Origin of the sequence: Pseudomonas sp. EL_65y_Pfl2_R96 (genome assembly GCF_963970905.1) — a bacterium.
GTDB lineage: Bacteria > Pseudomonadota > Gammaproteobacteria > Pseudomonadales > Pseudomonadaceae > Aquipseudomonas.
In genome coordinates, this window is the sequence record NZ_CAXAQH010000001.1 from 245582 (window position 1) to 265769 (window position 20188).

Below are 20188 nucleotides of genomic sequence, written 5' to 3' on the forward strand. Positions count from 1 at the left end.
CCCAAAACCTATAGTGGAAATACCGTCTGAATTATTCCATCCCTGACATTTACCTTCAAAGTACTGGAAGGGCTACCAGCTTTATCTACACCTATCGACCGCCCAACATTGTACTCGACAACATAGCCACCGGGGCCATTGGGAGTAACCTTTCCATATCTCAATGCATTATCAACATATATTGAGATATCTTTGACTGAGGTTCCCTCAGCGAATTTACTAACCCCCGAAAACCCTGTATCTGGTCCATGACGATACATTACATGTTCAATGCCTGTCATGACACCACCTTTTTTATAGTCATTGACACTCCATGCGGCTTCGATCTGGCGAGGTCCCGGCAAGGCTTTAACTGTATCTTCAGCTTTACTCGCTAAACCGGTTAATGCAGCGTCTTCCCCGCTTTTAACAAGTATCGCACCGCCCTCCCCAAGGCCAACCAGACCTTGCAACGTGTTGCCAACCCCCCTTACAAACTGACCTAGATTGATTACGGTCAGGGCCAAAGTTGCCTTTTGTTCCAGATCGAGTCTCGATGCCTCTGACTCTGTCGGGCTATAGAGAACATCCCTCAGCCGGGGAACTCTCGAATACATGTAGCCATCAATAAATTCGATCGCCTCAGGTTTGATGCCGTCTATACCGTCACCATGCGCACCCTCAACTCGCATGGCGTTAACCACATCCTCGACTGAAAGACCTGAGATATCGACACCTATATCGCACTCTCTAGGATTAGATTTACATTGATCCAACGCTTCTTTAGCGATTTTCTGCGCTGCCCCCTCATGTAGATAATGGTTGTACTGCGTAGCACTTCCCGCGATATTCGCTCCTAGCTGAAGATCCCCATCTACTGCAGCTGCCGCTACCAAACCGGTTAGTTGCGAGAGCATTTTGTGCAGTTCTTCATTACCCTCCACAAGGCCGACCAACCCATTCATCATCACTTCGTTAAGCCCTGCCGCCGCTGCGCCGGTGGCAAAATCGCCCCCCATCGCCTGCGATAACAGGCCGCCCATCAACGCATGAGCGACAATTTTTTCGAGGCTCCCGTCCGGAAACTTGATGGTGTCGCCAATCCAGTCAAACCCGGTAGCCATGGCCACATTGCCCGCCTCCCCCACCAGTGCCGCACCGAGGTTGTCGCCAAAGCTGCCGCCACCAATCGCAGTTGAGATGCTGCTGGAAATCACCGCACGGCCAGCTACCCGTGCCGCAATGTCGGTGAAGTTGGTGCTGGTGAGAATGTTCTCGGACTTTGCACTTTCCGCCGCACCGGCAAACCAATTAGTGTCCGCGTAATTGAGCATGCCCGCAGTGAACCCAGAAATTGCGGCACTTTTTAGGCTGTCAGCACTGAATGTTTCCTTGAACGCAGCGCCCAGATTGCCTTTGTTGCTGATAGTGCTGGTAACAGCAGTGGTCGCCAGGCTGGTGGCAACTGCGCCCCCGGCACCAGCGCCCACCAAGCCCAGCCCCGCCGGGCCCATGATGAAAGACATCAGGATGGCGATGGCGATCTTCGCACCCGCCCCGAGACCTGAATTGTCGTACTTGAAGCTTTCGTGAATCTCCTTCACCTGACGCCAGTCGATGTCGCCGCGTGCTTCGGCTTGCTTCAACCAGGCCAGTTGCGGATCGGCCTTGACCATCGCGTCGATGGATTGACTGACGCTTTGCTGATCGACTTGTTTGATGTCGATGCTGATCTGGCCAGCCGCTTTGATCACCAGTCGTCCCTGGGCGACGAGTTGACTCTGACGGAAGGTTTCATCCGTGGTGCCCGAACCTTTGGCTTCAAACCAGGCCAGGTCGCCATCGCTTTTGGTATGGCTCTCGTCGTGAAGGTCCTTCACCCCTTCAAATGTGATGTTTCCACCACTGTCGAGAATGATGTCCTGATCACTGTTGAGCTTGGCCACCTGATACCGTTGATCCCCACCACTGGACAACGTCAGGTCGCCACCGGATTTGATCTGCGTCCCGATGTGGGTGATCTGCGTCACCTCATCGCGCTGGGCCTTATTACTGCCCCAACCACCGCTTTTTTTCATGTCGTACAGCGTGTAATCACTGTCCTGCGCGGCCAGCAGTTGCAGGTCGCCGTCGGCGTGCAGGTAGGCTTCTTTGCCGGCGCTGATGTCGCTGGCGATCAGGGTCATGTCCTTGCCGGACTTGAGCGTGAGTTTGCCTCCCGCCTCCAGTGTGGTGCCGATCTGGCTGACGTGGTCTTCCTGTCGGGTTTCTTTTTTGTCCTTGAAGTAGCTGTGTTGTTCGTCGGCGGCGGAGGCGAACAGCAGGTCGCCTTTGGCGTCCATCGTCACGTCGCCCTTGGCGTCGAGCTTGCTCGCCACCACGGTCACGTCGCCGCCGGAATTGACCGTCAGGCCACCGCCCGCACTGACGCCGGCGCCGTGCTGGGTGAGGCTTGAGTCGAGGAAGTCGGTACGGCTTTCGGAGTGGCGCTCTTCCACGGAGGTGATGGTGACGTCGCGCTTGGCATCGATGTCCATGTCGCCACCGCTTTTCAACACGCCACCGGTGTTGAGCACGTCGCGCCCGGAGTTGATCACCAGTTTGTTGGCGGCTTCGATGCGGGCGGCGCTGTCCACGAAGTCCCGTGCGTGGCTGTAGTCGCCGACGCTGCTGTCGTGGGAGGTCACCGTGCGCTCGTTGATCACATCGCCGTTGGTGGTCGTGAGCGTCACATCCCGCCCGGCAATGATCCCCCCCGCCTTGTTGGTCAGGTTATTGGTGGCGAGCACCTTCAACTGGTCCCCCGCCTCCAGCAACCCGCTGCTCACCAAATCATTCTTGGCCGTCGCATCCAGGTTCTGGCTGGCGCGCAAGGTGCCGGCGTTGTGCAGATCCTTGTCGGCGATCAGGGTCACGTCGCTGCCCTGGATCAGCGCGCCGTTGGCCGCCAGGCGGTTGTTGGCGTTGGCCAGGTACAGCACCGGCACCAGGACTTTTTCGCCGTTCACTTCGTGCTCTTCGAGCCAGACGATGTCGTGGGTCAGGGCCGCGACTTGCTGTGACGTGAGGGTCACGCCGAGGCTCAGGTTGAGTTGGCTTTTGCTGGCGATTGCGTTGTTCATCAGGTACTTGAACAAGCCTTCGTCGGTGGTCTGGCCGTCGATGAAGCGTTGGCCGGTACGAGCGACCACGGCTTGCTGGATCAGGCGTTGTTCGTAGAGGCCATCGCCCAAACGCTTGGCGCTTTTATCGGGGTCGTAGCCGAGGCCAGACAGCAGGTAGTCCGAACTCATGAATTGCTTGAGGTCGGTGAGTACCGGGTTGGTTTCGATCAGGTATTTGTGCGGCTGGGATTTGCCGGCGTTGCTCGGCAGGCCTTTCACGCGGTTGAGGGTGATCGGCGGCGCATTGGTGGGCGAGGTGACGCTGGCGCCGGTGAGGGTCCAGCTTTGCGGGCCGGTGGCGGTCGGGGTGGTGCTGCCTTCCTGGCTCAGGCGGAACAGGCCGTTCTGGCTGGTGGGCAGGCTGAAGCCGGGAAGCGTGAGCGGGTTGACTTGTTGCTGGGCCAGATCGGGGGCGAGTTGCTGGTTGATCTGGATCGGTGTCGAGTAGCCGCTGCCCGCGCCCGTGTCGGTTTTGGTCCGACCCGCCGCCACATAGGCATAGAACGGGCGAACCACGCTGTTGTTGATGTTCTGGGTGGCATCGAGGGTGACGTTTCCACCCGCCTGGATGATGGCATCCAGAGACTCGCCGTTGATGACGCGGCTGCTGGTCGGCAGTGTTTGGCCCATCCAGGCCAGAAAGTTGCTCATGTCCTGTTCGACGGTGGCCGAAGGGGTCGGGTTGTTTCGTTGGGTGAAGAGGTCAGCCATTGCAATGGCCGAGGCGGTTTCGTTGACCCAGCTCACGAATCGTCGGGTGGTTTCGATGTCCTGCTCTTGCACACCTTTGTTGTTGATCGTCGAAGCATGGACAGCTAAATCGCCAGCAGCTGTCATGCTACTGCTGGTGTTGTTCACTTCTCCCGCATTAATCAACAGGTCCGCGCCACTGTTGATCGAGGCGGCTTCAGAATGAAGCGTGATCTTCAAGCGATCGGTTTCGGCAATTTCCCAAAGGCCGTTGATGCGACCACCGCCACGGCTGTCACATCCATACGAGATCAGCGTGCACGACAACTGAGTGATGGTCGCGACACTTTTCTCATGCTCGGTGTACTGCAACACATCCATGACGTTGTTAACCGTCGCGGCGGCGATCGTCAGGTCGCCGGTGCTCTCAATCCCACCAGACCTGTTGTCCAGCAGATCAGCCTTGGTCCCTTTTTTATCCCTGGCAATGAGCGTGCTGCCCAGGCTGTAGACCTGCCCGTAGTAGTTGGTGAAGCTGGGGCTCAGAAGCTGCATGTCTGCGCCACTGAAGATCAATCCGCGGTCGTTGCGTAATGCGTCTGTGGTCAACGTCAGGTTCTTGCCGGCGCCCACGGTGCCGGTGTTGTTGACGCTACCGGCCGCCAGGGTCAGGTCGGCAGCCGAGGTCAGGCGACCTGCGTTGCTGAGCTGTCCACCCACGGAAATGGTCGTGTTGCCGCCACCGGCGAGGCTCGATGCGGCATTGAGGTTCAGTTGTGCAGCGCTGAGGCCAAACGTTCCCAGGCTGCTGACCCGGCCATTGCCCGAGTACGTGCCACCGAGCGTCAGACCCAGGCTGCCGTCGCTCGCGATCAGGCCATCGTTATTCCAGTTACCGCCGTTACCGGTCAGTGTGCTGGCGGCCAGCAGTTGACCAGCGGCCGTCTGGTTGAGGCTGTTGATGTTGACGGTCAGGCGATCGGCCTGGATCACGCTGCTGTTGGTCCAGCTGGCGGCGGCCAGGGTCAGGCCACCACGGGTGACGAAGTTGCCACCGGCGCTGCCCAGTTGGCCGGTGGCGATGTCGAAGAGGCCGGTGCCGACGTGCAGCACGTTGCCGCCGACGTTCAGCAAACTACCGGCAGTGAGGGTCAGGTTGGTGTTGGCGGATTCCACGGTGCCATTGCGGTTGTCGAACAGGCCGCCGAGGGTGAACGCGGTTTTACCATTGTCGCCCAGTGCGCGAAGTTGACCGGTCTGATTGTCGAGGCTGGCGGCGGAGATGGTCAGGGTGCTTTCGCTTTCGATGATGCCCAGGCGGTTGTTCAATGCACCGCGCAGGCTCAGGTCGATTTGTTGCCCGCCGATCTGCCCGTCGTTGTCGCCGCTGTTGTCGAAGTCTTTAGCCGTGACGCTGACCAACCCCTTGGCGTAGAGACCGCCATTGCGGTTGTCGAAGTTGCCGTTGGTGCCGGTGTCGACGATGGCGTCACCGGTTTGCGCGGTGATCCGCCCGCCGTAGTTGTCGATGCCGGCCAGTGCCTTGAGGTTCAGGCTCTGGGCCTGAATGATCCCGCCCCGACGGTTGTTGTTCAGGTCATAGCCGTTGCGCAATACACCCGTGATGTGGCTGCTGAAGGCGCCTTGCAGGCTGGAGAGCACACCGCCACGGCTGTCGAGGCTGGCGGCGGTGATGTCGAGGTTGCCGCTCTTGGCGACGATGCGCCCGCTCTGGTTATCGATGGCGCCGCTGGTTTTTACCGTCAGGTCGCCCTCGCTTTGCAGGGTGCCCTTGGCGTTGTCGAGGCTGGCGGCGTTGAGCGTCAGGCCGGCGTTGTTGCTGAAGACCTGACCGCCCGCGCTGTTCTGCACAAAGCCACTGGCCGTGAGCGTCAGCAGATCGTTGGCCACGACAATGCCGCCATTGCGGTTATCGAGTCCGCCGGTCAACAGGCTCAGCAAACCCTGACTGGCCAGTTGGCCGCCCTGGTTGTTGATCTGCACCGCGCGCTGAATGACCAGCGGGCCGTTGCTCGCCAGTTTGCCGTTGGTATTGGTCAGGGTGCCGAGCAGGTCGAGGGTGACCGCGCCAGTGCCGGCCAGGGTACCGGTGCTGTTGTTCAGGTCGGTGCCGGTGAAGCTAATGTCCTGCTGGGCGTTGATGGCTGCGTTGGTGTTGTCGAGCACTTTGGCCCGGATATCCAGAGCGGCGCCACTGTCGATCAAACCACCTTGGGCGTTATTCAGTGTTCCGGCGATGACGAAGGTTTGCGCACCGACACTGGAGAGAATGCCGTTGTCGCTGTTGTCGAGGTTGGCCGCCGTGACCTTCAACGTGCCGTTACTGACCAGAGCGCCGGCATTGCTGTTACGCACGGCGCCGGTAAGGTCCACCAGCACGTCACCGTCGCGGCTCGACAAGGTGCCTAGATTACGGTTGTCGAGGCTGCCGCCCAAAAGGCTCAGGCTTTGCCAACCGGAAATCAGACCCTTGAGGTTAGTGGTGGCATCGGCGGTGAGATCCAGTTGCTGACGGCTGATGAGCTTGCCGCCGCTGTTGTCCAGGTTGCGTGCAGTCAGTGCATAGCTTTGGCTGCTGGAGATTTCACCACTCTGGTTGTTCAAATCCCGCAGGTTGCGGATGCTCAGTTGCCCGGTGGTGGTGATCAGGCCGTTGGCGTTGTTCAGGTCGCCCATGGCGCCGCTGAAGTCGATGACAATGGCGCTGCCAAGCAACGAGCCGCCGTTCTGGTTGTTCAAACTCGCGGTGTTGATGGTCAGGTTGTCGGTGGCGTTGATCAGGCCTTGGTCCTGATTGTCGAGTTGGCCGGTAACCCGAAGGTCGAGGCCGGTGCGACTGGTGAGGGTGCCGCCGTTGTTGTTCAGGCTACCGGCCTGTACATCGACGCTTGCCGCCGCGATCAGGCCTTTGATGTTGGTCAGCACCTGCTGTATGCGTAGGGTCACTGCCTGATTGCCGAGCAGTTTGCCGTCGCTGTTGTCGAGGCTGTCGGCCGCCAGCGTGAACGCCTGCGCACTGGAAATTTCGCCGTTACGGTTGTCCACCTGTGCGAGGTTTTTCAGCACCAGCACCGGGGCGTTGATCAAACCGTTCTGGTTGTTCAACTCGCCGTGATTCAGGTCCAGAGTCAGCGACGTGCCACTGGTGAGTTGCCCGCCATCGTGTTGGTCGAGGCCGCTGACACTGGCCGTCAGGGCCTTGTTGCTGGCGATCCGGCCCTTGTTGCTGTTATCGACCGTGCCGGCAGTGAGGCTCAGGCTGTCGAGGCTGGTCAGTTTGCCGCCCTGGTTGTTCACCGCTCCCGTGGCGGTAATGCTCAAGGCCCGACCGGCGTTCACCAGTCCCGCCACGTTATCCAGAGTGGTCATGCGCAGCGTCGCGCTGGCCAGGCTCGAGAGTTCGCCATTGCGATTGTTCAGGTGGCCAAGGGTGGCGCCGAGATGACCGGTACTGGTGATCAGACCGTTGCCGTTAAGCACCTGACTGGCCGTGAGATTGAGGTTGCCGCTGCTCAACACCCGGCCCTTGTTCTGGTTGTCCAGGGTCCCGGCGGTGATGTTGGCGGTTTGCGCGGCGCTCAACGTGCCGCCCTGGTTGTTCAGGGTCTGGCTGGTGTTGACTGTCAGGTTGCGGCTGGCCACCACGCTCTTGCCGACGTTGTTGAGGTTCTGCGCACTCAGGCTCACATCGCCGCTGGTGTTGCGGCTGGTGTCGGCGTTGACGCCGGCTTCGATGATGCCGTTGTTGGTCAGTACACCGCCGGCGCTCAGGGTGATGCTGTCCCGGGCGGCGAGCGTTTGCTGGTTGGTCAGGTTGCCTTGGGTTTGCACGTTGACAGCGGTGCCGGCATAGACCGGGCCGCGAGCATCGAGGCTGACGGCTTTAACGTTCACTGCGCCCGTGGCCGACGCCTGCGCGAGGCTGAGATGTCCGTTGGCATCGAGCTGGATATCACCGCCACTGGCGGCGAGGTTGCCGTCAAGTTTCACCCCGACCCCGGCTTCGGTGCCCACCAGTTTGATCGCCCCGGCGTACATGCCGCCCAGAGCCGAGGAGTCGATGGCCAGCCCCGGTTTACCGCTGCCATCATCGGCGCGGGCGGTGGCGTTGAGGCTGTCGGCGTTGACGTCGTTGCGACCGGCGACGATGGTCAGGTTTTTCGCCTGAATCTCGGCGTTGATCTTCGCGCTGCGAGTGATGATTTCGAAGCGGTCGACGTTGTCGGCGTTCAGCCCGGCGCCGTCGATGGTGACGCTGCCCTGATCGACCTGGAAGCGATCGAGCCGACCGTTGTCCAGCACCGGTTTGCCGGTGGTGAGGGTAACACGCGGGGTGTTGATGAAGCCGCAGCCGTTGCAGCTGATACCGTAGGGGTTCGCCACAATGACCCGCGCCGACTGCCCCGCCACTTCGGTATAACCGCGCAGCTGACTCGGGCTGCCGCCGATTACTTCGTTGAGGATGGTTTGTGCGGCGACCCGGTTGGTCAGGTTGGGGTTGCCGACGATGATCCCGCCCAGTTGCGTCGCACCGGTCTGGTTGGCGACGTTGTTGAGGATCACGCCCTGAGTGCCGACGTTGTAATCGTGAAACTGGTTATGCGACAGCCCTGTGCCGTTGGGCGTGGCGATGTTGACGATCTGCACGCCATTGCCGGCCTGCCCGAGGCTGGTGCCCGGCGAGGCCACCACAATTCCGTCCGCCTGGGCCCACATCGGCTGCCAGAACATGACGTTGGCCAACAGGAACGCCAACCCGCGCTTGGGCATGCCCCAGAAGTACTCACGGTTATTGATGGCAGCAGAAGGCTGACCAGCCAGAAGGGCCAGTTGACGAACGTCCATGATTTGAATCTCGTTAAAGCAGAATTTAGAGGAAGAAATCCACGCGGAAATAGATCGGCGCTTCGCGCTCGGTCAGCACATCAGGGCGTTCCAGGGAGTGAGCAAAGGTCACGCTGGCAGCCACATGCTGACCCCGGGCGAACAGCTCCACGGAGTTGCTGGACATGCGCCCGTGCTGATCGCCGTTGTACCGGTCGCCACGAATCACGCCCTGGTCATAACCGAGGCTGGTGCCGTACTCGGCGAACACCGGGCGCAGCCATTCCAGGGTGATCGGATGGCTCCAGCGCAGGTCGTTGCGCCAGTAGCCGCCGCTGTCGCCGGATAAGGACTGGTCTTTGTAACCCCGGATCGACGACTGCCCGCCAAGGCTGGTGCGCTGCGGGCTGAACAGCACATCTTCGCTGCGCTGGCCGGTCATCAGGCTGCTGAACGTGAAGGACTCGCCCCACAGTTTGAACGGCTGCAAGTAACTCGCGGTGGCGGTGTATTTGCGGTAGCGCGCATCCGGCTCGCCGGGGCCTGGATCACCGTTGCCCTGCGCGTCCAGGATGCCGATGCCTTCCTGCATGCCCAGGTCAAGGTTGACGAACGCACTGCCAATCCGCCGACCGTGGTTGATGCCGAACTGCGCTTCACTGATGCGGTTGCTGCTCAGCCTGAGTTTGCTGTCTTCGATGAAGTTGTTGGTGCGCAAGTACGAGAGACCGGTGCTGAGGGAGGTCTTGCTCAGGGCGTCGCGATGGATCACCCGCTCGGCGCGTAGTTGATGGTTTTCGCTGTCGCCGGTCTGCTTGAAATTAAAACCGTTGGCCTGAGCTTGCGCGCGGTACTCGCTCTGGCTGTAGGTGTAACTGAAGTTCCACCAGCCCCACGGCAGGTTGTAATTGAGCATGGCGTTGTTGGAGGTGTGCTGGTGGTCGGTCATCGCATCGTGACCGCCGCGCAGCATCAACTGATCGGCCAGGCCCAGCGGGCTGTCCCAATCAAACGTCGTGCCCCACTGCTGCTCACCGGTGCTGCGCTGGCCGTCATTACTGCGGGACACCCCCGCACGCCAAGGCTTCTGCGGCATGTTCTTGACCAACACTTCACTGCCACCGACGTTCTTGCCCGGGGACAACTCCATCTGCGCCTGATTCGACGGCAAGCGGTTCAGCTGATCCACCATCTGCTCGATTTCCCGCAGATTGACCAGCTCACCGCTCTTGCCGGGAAACGCCATCCCCAGTTCGCGGTCCGACAGCTTGCTGCCCTCCGCCCCCTTCAACCCTTCCAGCCTGCCCTCGACCACCAGCACCTTCAGATGCCCGCCGGACAAATCCTGCTGCGGCAAGTAGGCACGACTGGTGACCAGGCCTTTCTCGATGTAGTGATCGGTGATGACTTTCAGCAGCTCGTTGAGCTGCGTGACACCCAGGCACTGGCCGATATAAGGCTTGAGCAGACGATTTTTCTCGCTGTCCGAGAGACTGTCGGCGCCTTTGAGTTCGATGTCCTTGATCGGGAAACAACGGGCGTCGGCCGGAGCCGTCGGTTGCACGGGTTTGGCTGCCTTGCCGGGTAATTTCTTGAGTTCCTCGAGACGCCGACGCTGCTCTTCGAGCAAGCGATCCTGACGTTCGCGGATCAGATCGGTTTCACCGGGGGTGGGGGCGGCGTGAGCAAGATTCAGCGGAGAAAGGCACAGCAAAGCCAGGCACAACCTCGCCACGAGGGCGGGTGGGTACATGTTCGATCCCTCGAATGGAGAGTGATGGCACAATAGTGGCGCGATATTAGATAGCCGCTATTTTGGCGTCAACAAATTGATCCATTCGAGAAGGTTAAGGGACGCCTTGTAATGGCTAAATCGGGCGCTTCCGACGAGAGCGCAGGACATTTCCTGATGTGGTGTAAAAAAAATGCTCACAACGCCAAGGCGCTGCAATCAGCAGAGAAAAAAGCCGAGCGCTAAACGGCTGCGATCTTTTTTTACGTAATAAAAAACCCGGACACTGTCCGGGTTAATGGGTCGCTACGGCGCTTTATTCAGCAGTCGGTGCTTGCGGCGGGAGCACTGCTCCTTCTTCAAGAAAAACGTGGTCGGTCCGTTTACCGCCCGGGTTGATACAGGGAGATGGAGCCCGGCCTGGATTCACCTCCCCATGAATGCACAACGCGCCGGAGTGCGGCGCGTTGTGGGGGTCAGATCAACACCAGGCGATCAGCGGTTTTGTACGCGCTCGATGGCCGTGTCATATACCGGGTTGGCCTTCTGCGCCTTGGCTAACTGGTAATGACGCAGGGCGTCGGGGAACTGACCGGCCGCTTCATAGATACGGGCAATGTTGTAGTAGGAACCGGCACGCACGGTGGCAGCCGAATTGCCGCTGGCCAAGGCAATGGCCTTGCGGTTGGCCCAGATCGACTCGGCGGTGTTACCGGCCTTCTGATACGCCAGGCCCAGGTTGCCGTAGGCCTGACCGTAGCTGTTATTCAGATCGATCGCCTGACGGAAGAAGTCGATTGCCAGCGGCAGATTACCGGTTTTGTAGGCTGCCTCGCCTTTGGTGTTCAGGCCTTTCGCATCGGCCTGTGCCGAAGCGCTGACCGCCACCGCCGTCAGGGCAACGCTGTCATCCAGCAATGGCGACACTTCGTTCAACACGTTTGCCGCATCGACCCTGGCACCCGTAATGCTGTTGATGTCCTGGAAGTCGCCATTGCCGGTCATGCGGAACACAGTCCACAGGTTGCCGCTGCGGTTCTGCGGCACGTAGTAGGTGCGCACCAGCGACTGGCCCATGTACACGAACACCTTGGCCTGGCTGTTGGAGAGATCGCGCGAACCCGGCTCGCCGCTATTGCTGTAGTCATGCACGGCGTAGACGTAACTTTCGCCGTAGTGCTTCTTCTCCAGGGTGATGGTTTCCGGGCCATAGCTGGTGGTGTCGTCGACATCCAGATTGGCATCGTCACCGCGCTGCTTTTGGAAATAGATGTTGTTACCGGGGAAGATCATGTGGGAGTCGAGGTCCGACGGGGTCGCACCCCAAGTCAGCACCACGCGCAGACCATCGAGGTTCTGCATCACCGGGCTGATGGCATAGGTCATGCCCTTGCATGGGCACTTGACCACCAGATTGGAGTAGCCAGGCTTCTTGATGATCAGCAGGTTGCCGGCATCATCGGCAAACTCGGTGGTCAGGCTGACCTGGCCCTGAGCATTGGTGCGACCCACCACGTTTTGTGCGCCGTTGCGCTGCAACAGCAGCTCGGCGTCGGCGATCTTCTGGTCCTTGACCACCGCACTCAGCACTTCGATCGGCAGTTGCTCAGCCTGCACCGAAAGCGCCGCCGCCCACAACGACAACACTGAAGCCACGCGAAAAAATCGCATACTTAATTCCTTTAAGTGAGAGTAACGGACATAGCGAAATGTCCTACAGATTTTGGCGCGAACCATACACAGTTTTTGCGTCCGGCGCCCGACAATCGCATAGGAAACTTGTTCACTAAGGGAGTCGCTGAAAAAACCAGGGAAGTGCGTAGGAACAAGGCTTAACAATACGTAAAACCCCTAGTAGAAATGCGGAAAAGCCGAGTGCTAAATGGCAAGATCAAAAGATCGCAGGCTCCTACAGGCGTACACAAAACCCTGTAGGAGCTGGCGAAGCCTGCGATCTTTTGACGTAAAAAAAAACCCGGACACTGTCCGGGTTTTCATTGGGTCGCTACAGCGCTTTATTCAGCCGCCGGCGCTTCCGGCTTGCGGCGTTTCAAAGGCGCCATGCCGTCTTTGCTGACCAGCGACAGGGCGTCGGTCTTCGGGCGGTTGGCGATCTTGCGTTTGGTCGGGGCCTTGGCGCCGGTTTTCTTCTTGTCGCCCTTGGCGTCGACCTTTTTCTTCTTCACGCCAACGGCTTTGCCCGAGGCCTTGACCTTTTTCGGCCCGCCGTAGGTGCCTTTGACTTCCTTGATGGTGCGGCGCTCGAAGCTCTGCTTGAGGTAGCGCTCGATGCTCGACATCAGGTTCCAGTCGCCGTGGCAGATCAGCGAGATGGCCAGGCCATCGTTGCCAGCGCGACCGGTGCGGCCGATGCGGTGAACGTATTCGTCGCCGCTGCGCGGCATGTCGAAGTTGATCACCAGGTCCAGGCCGTCCACATCCAGGCCACGGGCGGCGACGTCGGTGGCCACGAGGATTTTCACGCCGCCCTGCTTCAGACGGTCGATAGCCAGTTTGCGGTCTTTCTGGTCTTTCTCGCCATGCAGGACGAACGCTTTGTATTCCTGCGCCACCAGGCGGCCGTAGATACGGTCGGCCATGGCCCGGGTGTTGGTGAAGACGATGGCCTTCTGGTAGGTCTCGTTGGCCAGCAGCCAGTTCACAATCTGTTCTTTGTGCTGGTTGTGGTCAGCAGTAATGATTTGCTGACGGGTGGTTTCATTCAGCTGGCTGACCGCGTTGAGCTGCAAGTGCTCAGGGTTGTTCAGCACCTTGGCGATCATCTCGCGCAGGCCCGAACCGCCGGTGGTGGCGGAGAACAGCATGGTCTGCTGGCGGTTGGTGCACTCGTCCACCAGACGCTGCACGTCTTCGGCAAAGCCCATGTCGAGCATGCGATCGGCTTCGTCGAGCACCAGCACTTCGACTTCCTTGAGGTCGAGGTTACCGGCGTTCAGTTGCTCGATCATCCGGCCCGGCGTACCGATCAGGATGTCCGGCACCTTGCGCAGCATGGCGGCCTGGACCTTGAAGTCTTCACCGCCGGTGATCAGGCCGGACTTGATAAAGGTGAACTGCGCGAAGCGCTCGACTTCCTTGATGGTTTGCTGGGCCAGCTCGCGGGTCGGCAGCAGGATCAGGGTCTTGATGCTGACGCGGACTTTGGCCGGCCCGATCAAGCGGTTGAGGATCGGCAAAACGAAGGCCGCGGTTTTGCCGCTGCCGGTTTGCGCTGTCACCCGCAGGTCACGCCCCTGGAGCGCCAGCGGAATAGCCGCTGCTTGCACAGGCGTTGGCTCGACAAATTTAAGCTCGGCCACGGCTTTGAGCAGGCGTTCGTGCAGGGCGAATTGGGAAAACACGGGTGCTACCTCGAAGAAATACAAAAAAACAGCTGCATAGGGTAACGGTTTCGAGCGCGAAGGCCGAGTTTCTTTATACAAACGGCTGCAAACAGTGGTTTTTTTGTTGCCTGATTTGTCTCAAAACGTCATCCGCAACGTCTTAAATGCTCTAATCGCCCCGTCGCGTCCTACAGAAGAACCGTTTTCGCCCATGGATATCAAACAGCTCTGGCTCAACGCCCAAGACCTCTGGGGTGCCCTCGATCAGCACCCGCTCCTGCATTCCACGCTCGCGCTGATGTTGCTGCTGGTGGTGGCGCTGGTGCTCGGACGAGTGGCGCGTTACCTCATTCTTCATGCGACCAAAATGCTCGGTCGCCAGCCGGCGTTGCAGTGGATCACCGATTTTCGCCACAACAAGGTGTTTCATCGCCTGGCGCAGATGACGCCCTCGCTGGTGATCCAGTTCGGCCTGCACCTGGTGCCGGAGTTGGGCAAGACCAGCCTGAACTTCCTCGGCAACGTGGCGCTGGCGTTCACCATTCTGTTCCTGGTGTTGGCCGTCAGCGCGCTACTCAATGCCCTGCTGGATATCTACGCCCGCACCGAACATGCCCGTACCCGCTCGATCAAGGGCTATGTGCAACTGACAAAAATGGTGTTGTTCGTGTTTGGCGCGATCATCATCGTCGCTACGTTGATCGACCGTTCGCCGCTGTTGCTGCTGTCGGGGCTGGGCGCCATGTCGGCGGTGATCCTGTTGGTCTACAAAGACACCTTGCTGTCGTTCGTCGCCAGCGTGCAGCTGACCAGCAACGACATGCTGCGGGTCGGCGACTGGATCGAGATGCCGCAAGTCGGCGCCGACGGTGACGTGGTGGACATCACCTTGCACACGGTCAAGGTACAGAATTTCGACAAGACGATTGTGTCGATCCCGACCTGGCGCTTGATGTCCGAGTCGTTCAAGAACTGGCGCGGCATGCAGCAGTCCGGTGGGCGCCGGATCAAGCGCAGCCTGTTCATCGACGCCAGCGGCGTACGGTTTATCCGCGATGACGAAGAGCTGAAGCTGTCTCAAGTGCATCTGCTGACCGACTACATGAGCCGCAAGAAAGCCGAGCTCAAGGCCTGGAACGAAGCCCAGGGCAACGTCGCGGCGATGTCGGCCAACCGCCGGCGGATGACCAATATCGGCACCTTCCGCGCCTATGCGCTGGCCTACCTGAAGAGTCACACAGAGATTCAGCCGAACATGACCTGCATGGTTCGCCAGATGCAGACCACCGCTCAGGGCATTCCGCTGGAAATCTACTGCTTCACCCGCACCACCGCGTGGGCCGATTACGAGCGGATTCAGGGGGATATTTTCGATTACCTGTTGGCGGTACTGCCAGAGTTTGGCTTGAGCCTTTATCAACAGCCGAGCGGTGGTGATCTGCGGTCCGGGTTGCTCCCGGCGATGTTGGGCGCGAGCCACATCCCCGAGCCCGAAAAACACATCATGTAGCACCTCAGCACTGATCGTTCCCACGCTCTGCGTGGGAATGCATCCGGTGACGCTCTGCGTCACATGCGTAGGGACGCAGAGCGTCCCGGGCGGCATTCCCACGCAGAGCGTGGGAACGATCATGCGATGACAGGCCTACGCATACCCAACCGACTAATCCACACTGCCATCAGAATCACCATCCCGCCGAACAACAACCGCCCCAGCTCTTCATGCTGATTCCAGATCAGCAAATTGATCAGCAACCCCACCGGCACATGCAGGTTGTTCATCACCGCCAACGTCCCGCCATTCACCAGGCACGCGCCTTTGTTCCACCAGTACAAACCCAGCGCGGTCGAGACCAGGCCGAGGAACAACAGCACGCCCCATTGCAGCGGTGCTTCAGGCAAGAAGTTCTGTTTGCCGAACAGCAGAAACGCCGGCAATGCCACCGCCAACGCGCCCAGATAGAAGTAGCCGAAACGCCGGTAATGCGGCAGATCACTCGGATGGCGAGCCACCAGATGTTTATAGAGCACTTGCCCGGCGGCGTAGGTGAAGTTGGCCAGTTGCAGCAACAAAAAGCCCATGAAGAAATCCGGGTTGATCCGGTCATAGCGAATCACCGCCGCGCCCGCCACCGCCACCAATGCCGCGATCAAGGCCCACGGATTGAAGCGCCGGTTCAGCGCATCTTCGATCAGGGTCACATGCAGCGGTGTGAGAATGGTGAACAGCAACACCTCCGGCACCGTCAGCACTCGAAAGCTCAGATACAGGCAGACGTAGGTCACGCCAAACTGCAACGCGCCAATCAGCAACATGCCACGCATGAACGCCGGCTCGACCTGACGCCAGCGTGTCAACGGAATGAACACCAGCCCCGCCAGCAGCACCCGCACCAGCACCGCGAAGTAACTGTCGACATGCCCGGCCAGGTATTCGCCGATCAAGCTGAAGGAAAACGCCTGGATCAGCGTGACAAAAAGTAGATAGCCCATGCTCGCCTCATTTCGAATGGCGGCGACGATAGCGGTTTTTTCCTTTCATCGCGAACAGTCAGGCAATACACAAATCCACTGTGGGAGCGGGCTTGCCCGCGAAAGCGGTGTGTCAGTCGAATTCAATGCTGCCTGACACACCGCCATCGCGGGCAAGCCCGCTCCCACAGGTTTATGTTGCGCTGACAAAATCGCAGGCAAAAAAAAGCCCGATCTCGCTAATGCGTTCAATCGGGCTAGAGCACTCAGGAGCAACAAGTGCAAAGGGAGGTTCGATGCGCGTGCAGTCTTGAAGGGTTGCACCAGGTCACTAGACCATCCAGCGATTAGCTGGCGATTAACGGCTCAGGCGACCTGGGAAAGCTTGGCGTTGGCCTGGTTCAAGCCTTTCTCCTGGAAGTCACCGCCCAGGTTCATGCCTTCGGCGTGAATGAACGTGACGTCGTGGATGCCGATGAAGCCCATGACCTGGCGCAGGTACGGTTCCTGATGATCCGCGGTGCTGCCGGCGTAGATCCCGCCGCGGGCGGTCAGCACATAAGCACGCTTGCCGTTGAGCAAACCTTGCGGGCCCGTTTCGGTGTACTTGAACGTCACGCCGGCACGCAGCACGTGGTCGAGCCAGGCTTTGAGGGTGCTCGGGATGGCGAAGTTGTACATGGGCGCTGCCATCACCAGTACATCGGCGGTCAGCAGTTCGTCGGTCAATTGGTTGGAACGTTCCAGGGAGGCCTGTTCGATCTCGTTGCGTTGTTCGGCAGGTTTCATCCAGCCGCCCAGCAAGTTGATGTCCAGGTGCGGCACCGGGTTGACGGCCAGGTCACGGATGGTGATCTGGTCGGCCGGGTGCGCGGCTTTCCATTGGCTGATGAAGGTCTGGGTCAGTTGGCGGGAAACCGAATCTTGCTGACGGGCGCTGCTTTCGATGATCAGAACGCGGGACATGGGATGTAGCCTCCATCTGAGAATGCTGTAGGTCGATGGAGTGAAGGCTAAACAGAGTCATATCGATGAAAAAGCGCAAATAACTGCTATAAAGCATCGATAAATTCGTTTATAAGCGAGACATGCCCTGTGGGAGCGGGCTTGCTCGCGAAGGCGGTGTGCCAGGCAAAATTGATGTCGGCTGACACTCCCTCTTCGCGAGCAAGCCCGCTCCCACAGGGTTGTAACGTTATTTCGGAGTGCAGGTCAGGTCGATACGCAGCTTGATGATGGTGCGGGTGAACTTGGCCGTGGCATTTTTGTGTTTGCCGGCGGGTACGTCGATCTTGCGGGTGCGTGGCGCTTCCGGGCCGTTATTGAAAACCACCTTGCAAGACACATCGGTGTCGCCGTAGTTATTGACCTGAATGGAGCCGATATCGGCGTCCGTGTCGTAGGCGTTGTAGTCGACCTTCAAACCATTGAGCTGTTTAGTGACATCGATCGGATAGGCAAACGCAGTCAGCGGCAGCATCGCCAACACCGCACAACCCGCCACCACACAACAAAGTTTTTTCATTCGGCAGTCTCCAATAAGGACTGCCAGCTTAGGACAAGAGGAGCTCAACATGAAAGCGCCCCGCGTGACCCTTGATCAATGGCGAACATTGCAGGCCGTGGTCGATCACGGCGGTTTCGCCCAGGCCGCCGAAGCGCTGCACCGCTCGCAATCGTCGGTCAGCTACACCGTAGCGCGCATGCAAGACCAGCTCGGCGTGCCGCTGTTGCGCATCGACGGCCGCAAAGCCGTGCTCACCGAGGCCGGCGGCGTGCTGCTGCGCCGTTCCCGGCAACTGGTGAAACAGGCCAGCCAACTGGAAGATCTGGCGCACCACATGGAACAAGGCTGGGAAGCGGAAGTACGGCTGGTGGTCGACGCCGCCTACCCCTCCGCCCGCCTCGTCCGCGCACTGACCGCGTTCATGCCGCAAAGTCGCGGCTGCCGGGTACGTCTGCGCGAAGAAGTATTGTCGGGTGTCGAAGAAGTGTTGCTCGAAGGCGTGGCCGATCTGGCCATCACCGGTTTCAGCATTCCCGGGTATCTGGGCGCGGAATTGAGCGACGTCGAATTCGTTGCGGTGGCCCATCCTGAACATGCCCTGCATCGTCTGAACCGCGAACTGAGCTTCCAGGACCTTGAGAGCCAGATGCAAGTGGTGATCCGTGACTCCGGCCGCCAGCAACCGCGCGACGTCGGCTGGCTCGGCGCCGAACAGCGCTGGACCGTCGGCAGTCTCGCCACCGCCGCGACCTTCGTCAGCAGCGGCCTGGGTTTCGCCTGGCTGCCCCGGCACATGATCGAGCGCGAACTCAAGGAAGGCACGCTCAAGCTGCTACCGTTAGACCAGGGCGGCAGCCGCAACCCGAGCTTCTATCTGTATTCGAACAAGGACAAACCCTTGGGCCCGGCGACGCAGATTCTCATCGAACTGCTGCGCACCTTTGATACCGCGCCGCTGGATGCGCCCTTCGCCGCCCCCGAACAAGCCTGACACGGAGTGTACCCATGGCCTATTTCGAACATGAAGGTTGCAACCTGCATTATGAGGAATATGGCCACGGCACTCCATTGCTGCTGATTCACGGGTTGGGTTCCAGTACCCTGGACTGGGAAATGCAGATCCCGGCGCTCTCGGCCCACCACCGGGTGATCGTCCCGGATGTGCGCGGTCACGGGCGCTCCGACAAGCCCCGCGAGCGCTACAGCATCGCCGGGTTCAGCGCCGACCTGATCGCGCTGATCGAGCACTTGAACCTCGGCCCTACCCATCTTGTGGGACTTTCGATGGGCGGCATGATCGCCTTTCAACTGGCGGTCGACCAGCCGCAACTGCTCAAGAGCCTGTGCATCGTCAACAGCGCGCCCGAGGTCAAAAGGCGCAGCCGCAACGATGACTGGCAGTGGTTCAAACGCTGGAGCCTGATGCGCGTACTGAGCATGGGCACCATCGGCAAGGCCTTGGGTGCCAAGCTGTTCCCCAAACCGGAACAGGCTTCGTTACGACAAAAAATAGCTGCACGCTGGGCAAAAAACGACAAACATGCTTATCTCGCCAGCTTCGATGCCATTGTTGGCTGGGGGGTTCAGGAACGACTTTCCAGGGTTTCCTGTCCAACCCTCATCGTCAGCGCCGACCGTGACTACACCCCCGTGTCGCTGAAAGAAACCTATGTAAAACTGCTGCCCGATGCGCGGCTGGTGGTGATCGCCGATTCACGCCACGCCACGCCGCTGGATCAACCCGAACGCTTCAACCAAACGCTGCTCGAGTTTCTCACCGCAGTCGACACCACCACTCAGGATCACTGACCCATGCTGAAAAAAATCGCCCTCGTCGCCGGCTCCGTTCTGTTTGCCGCCAACCTGATGGCCGCCACGCCCGCCAAGGCGCCGCACGTGCTGCTGGACACCACCAACGGCCAGATCGAAATCGAACTGGACCCGGTCAAGGCGCCGATCAGTACCAAGAACTTCCTTGAGTACGTCGACAGCGGCTTCTACAACAACACGATTTTCCACCGTGTAATTCCTGGGTTCATGGTCCAGGGCGGTGGTTTCACTCAACAAATGCAGCAAAAAGAAACCAAGTCGCCGATCAAGAACGAATCCAAAAACGGTTTGCATAACGTGCGTGGCACGCTGTCCATGGCCCGTACTTCCGTCCCGGATTCGGCCACCAGCCAGTTTTTTGTCAACGTCAAAGACAATGACTTCCTGGACCAGGGCGACGGCTATGCCGTGTTCGGTAAAGTCGTGAAAGGCATGGACGTGGTGGACATCATCGTCAACTCGCCAACCACCACCCGTGGCGGCATGAAAGACGTGCCGGCCGATCCGGTCTTCATCAAGTCGGCCAAGCGCATCGACTGAGAGTAAGCTGGACAGGGAGTTTTGAGCGGCCGCCGGTTCTTCCGGCGCCGCTCATATCGTTTAAAGGAGAGCCCGTGCGCGGGCG

11 protein-coding genes are annotated in these 20188 nt (G+C 59.5%); 4 read left to right on the forward strand and 7 right to left on the reverse strand.

The annotated features are described in order from the left end of the window. Positions 1-8: 8 nt before the first annotated feature. From AACY49_RS01145 to AACY49_RS01160, 4 genes are all read right to left on the reverse strand, one after another. A complete protein-coding gene (locus AACY49_RS01145; protein ID WP_339521412.1) occupies positions 9-8699 on the reverse strand; it encodes a two-partner secretion domain-containing protein in 8691 nt (2896 codons plus the stop codon). A 25-nt stretch (positions 8700-8724) separates the two neighbouring features. After that, positions 8725-10431 carry a ShlB/FhaC/HecB family hemolysin secretion/activation protein gene (locus AACY49_RS01150; protein WP_339521413.1) on the reverse strand — a complete coding sequence of 569 codons (1707 nt, stop codon included), beginning with the start codon at positions 10429-10431 and terminating at the stop codon, positions 8725-8727. 474 nt (positions 10432-10905) lie between these two features. Beyond that, a complete protein-coding gene (locus tag AACY49_RS01155; RefSeq protein WP_339521414.1) occupies positions 10906-12081 on the reverse strand; it encodes a tetratricopeptide repeat protein in 1176 nt (391 codons plus the stop codon). Between the two features lie 344 nt (positions 12082-12425). After that, positions 12426-13772: a DEAD/DEAH box helicase gene (locus AACY49_RS01160; RefSeq protein WP_019580783.1), complete on the reverse strand. Its 1347-nt coding sequence runs from the start codon at positions 13770-13772 to the stop codon at positions 12426-12428. Between the two features lie 193 nt (positions 13773-13965). On the opposite strand from AACY49_RS01160, the gene AACY49_RS01165 reads away from it, so the two are divergent. Further along, on the forward strand, positions 13966-15264 hold the full coding sequence (locus tag AACY49_RS01165; RefSeq protein WP_339521415.1) for a mechanosensitive ion channel family protein: 1299 nt from the start codon (positions 13966-13968) through the stop codon (positions 15262-15264). Between the two features lie 119 nt (positions 15265-15383). On the opposite strand, the gene AACY49_RS01170 is transcribed toward AACY49_RS01165, so the two are convergent. From AACY49_RS01170 to AACY49_RS01180, 3 genes are all read right to left on the reverse strand, one after another. Then, complete coding sequence (locus AACY49_RS01170) at positions 15384-16247, reverse strand: carboxylate/amino acid/amine transporter (RefSeq protein WP_258697051.1); 864 nt, start codon at positions 16245-16247, stop codon at positions 15384-15386. 345 nt (positions 16248-16592) lie between these two features. Continuing rightward, positions 16593-17192 (reverse strand): FMN-dependent NADH-azoreductase, encoded by a 600-nt coding sequence (locus AACY49_RS01175; protein WP_339521416.1) that lies wholly within the window; start codon positions 17190-17192, stop codon positions 16593-16595. A gap of 229 nt (positions 17193-17421) precedes the next feature. Beyond that, the gene (locus AACY49_RS01180) at positions 17422-17751 is read right to left on the reverse strand and encodes a 3-phosphoglycerate kinase (RefSeq protein ID WP_258697053.1); all 330 of its coding nucleotides are present in this window, start codon (positions 17749-17751) and stop codon (positions 17422-17424) included. 49 nt (positions 17752-17800) lie between these two features. Here AACY49_RS01180 and AACY49_RS01185 point away from each other — a divergent pair, with 49 nt between their 5' ends. From AACY49_RS01185 to AACY49_RS01195, 3 genes are read left to right on the forward strand one after another with little or no spacing between them, the layout of a single operon-like run. Next, positions 17801-18724: a LysR family transcriptional regulator gene (locus AACY49_RS01185; protein WP_258697054.1), complete on the forward strand. Its 924-nt coding sequence runs from the start codon at positions 17801-17803 to the stop codon at positions 18722-18724. Positions 18725-18738: 14 nt separating this feature from the next. Next, a complete protein-coding gene (locus AACY49_RS01190; protein WP_339521417.1) occupies positions 18739-19542 on the forward strand; it encodes an alpha/beta fold hydrolase in 804 nt (267 codons plus the stop codon). Positions 19543-19545: 3 nt separating this feature from the next. Beyond that, the gene (locus AACY49_RS01195; protein ID WP_339521418.1) at positions 19546-20103 is read left to right on the forward strand and encodes a peptidylprolyl isomerase; all 558 of its coding nucleotides are present in this window, start codon (positions 19546-19548) and stop codon (positions 20101-20103) included. Positions 20104-20188 lie beyond the last annotated feature (85 nt).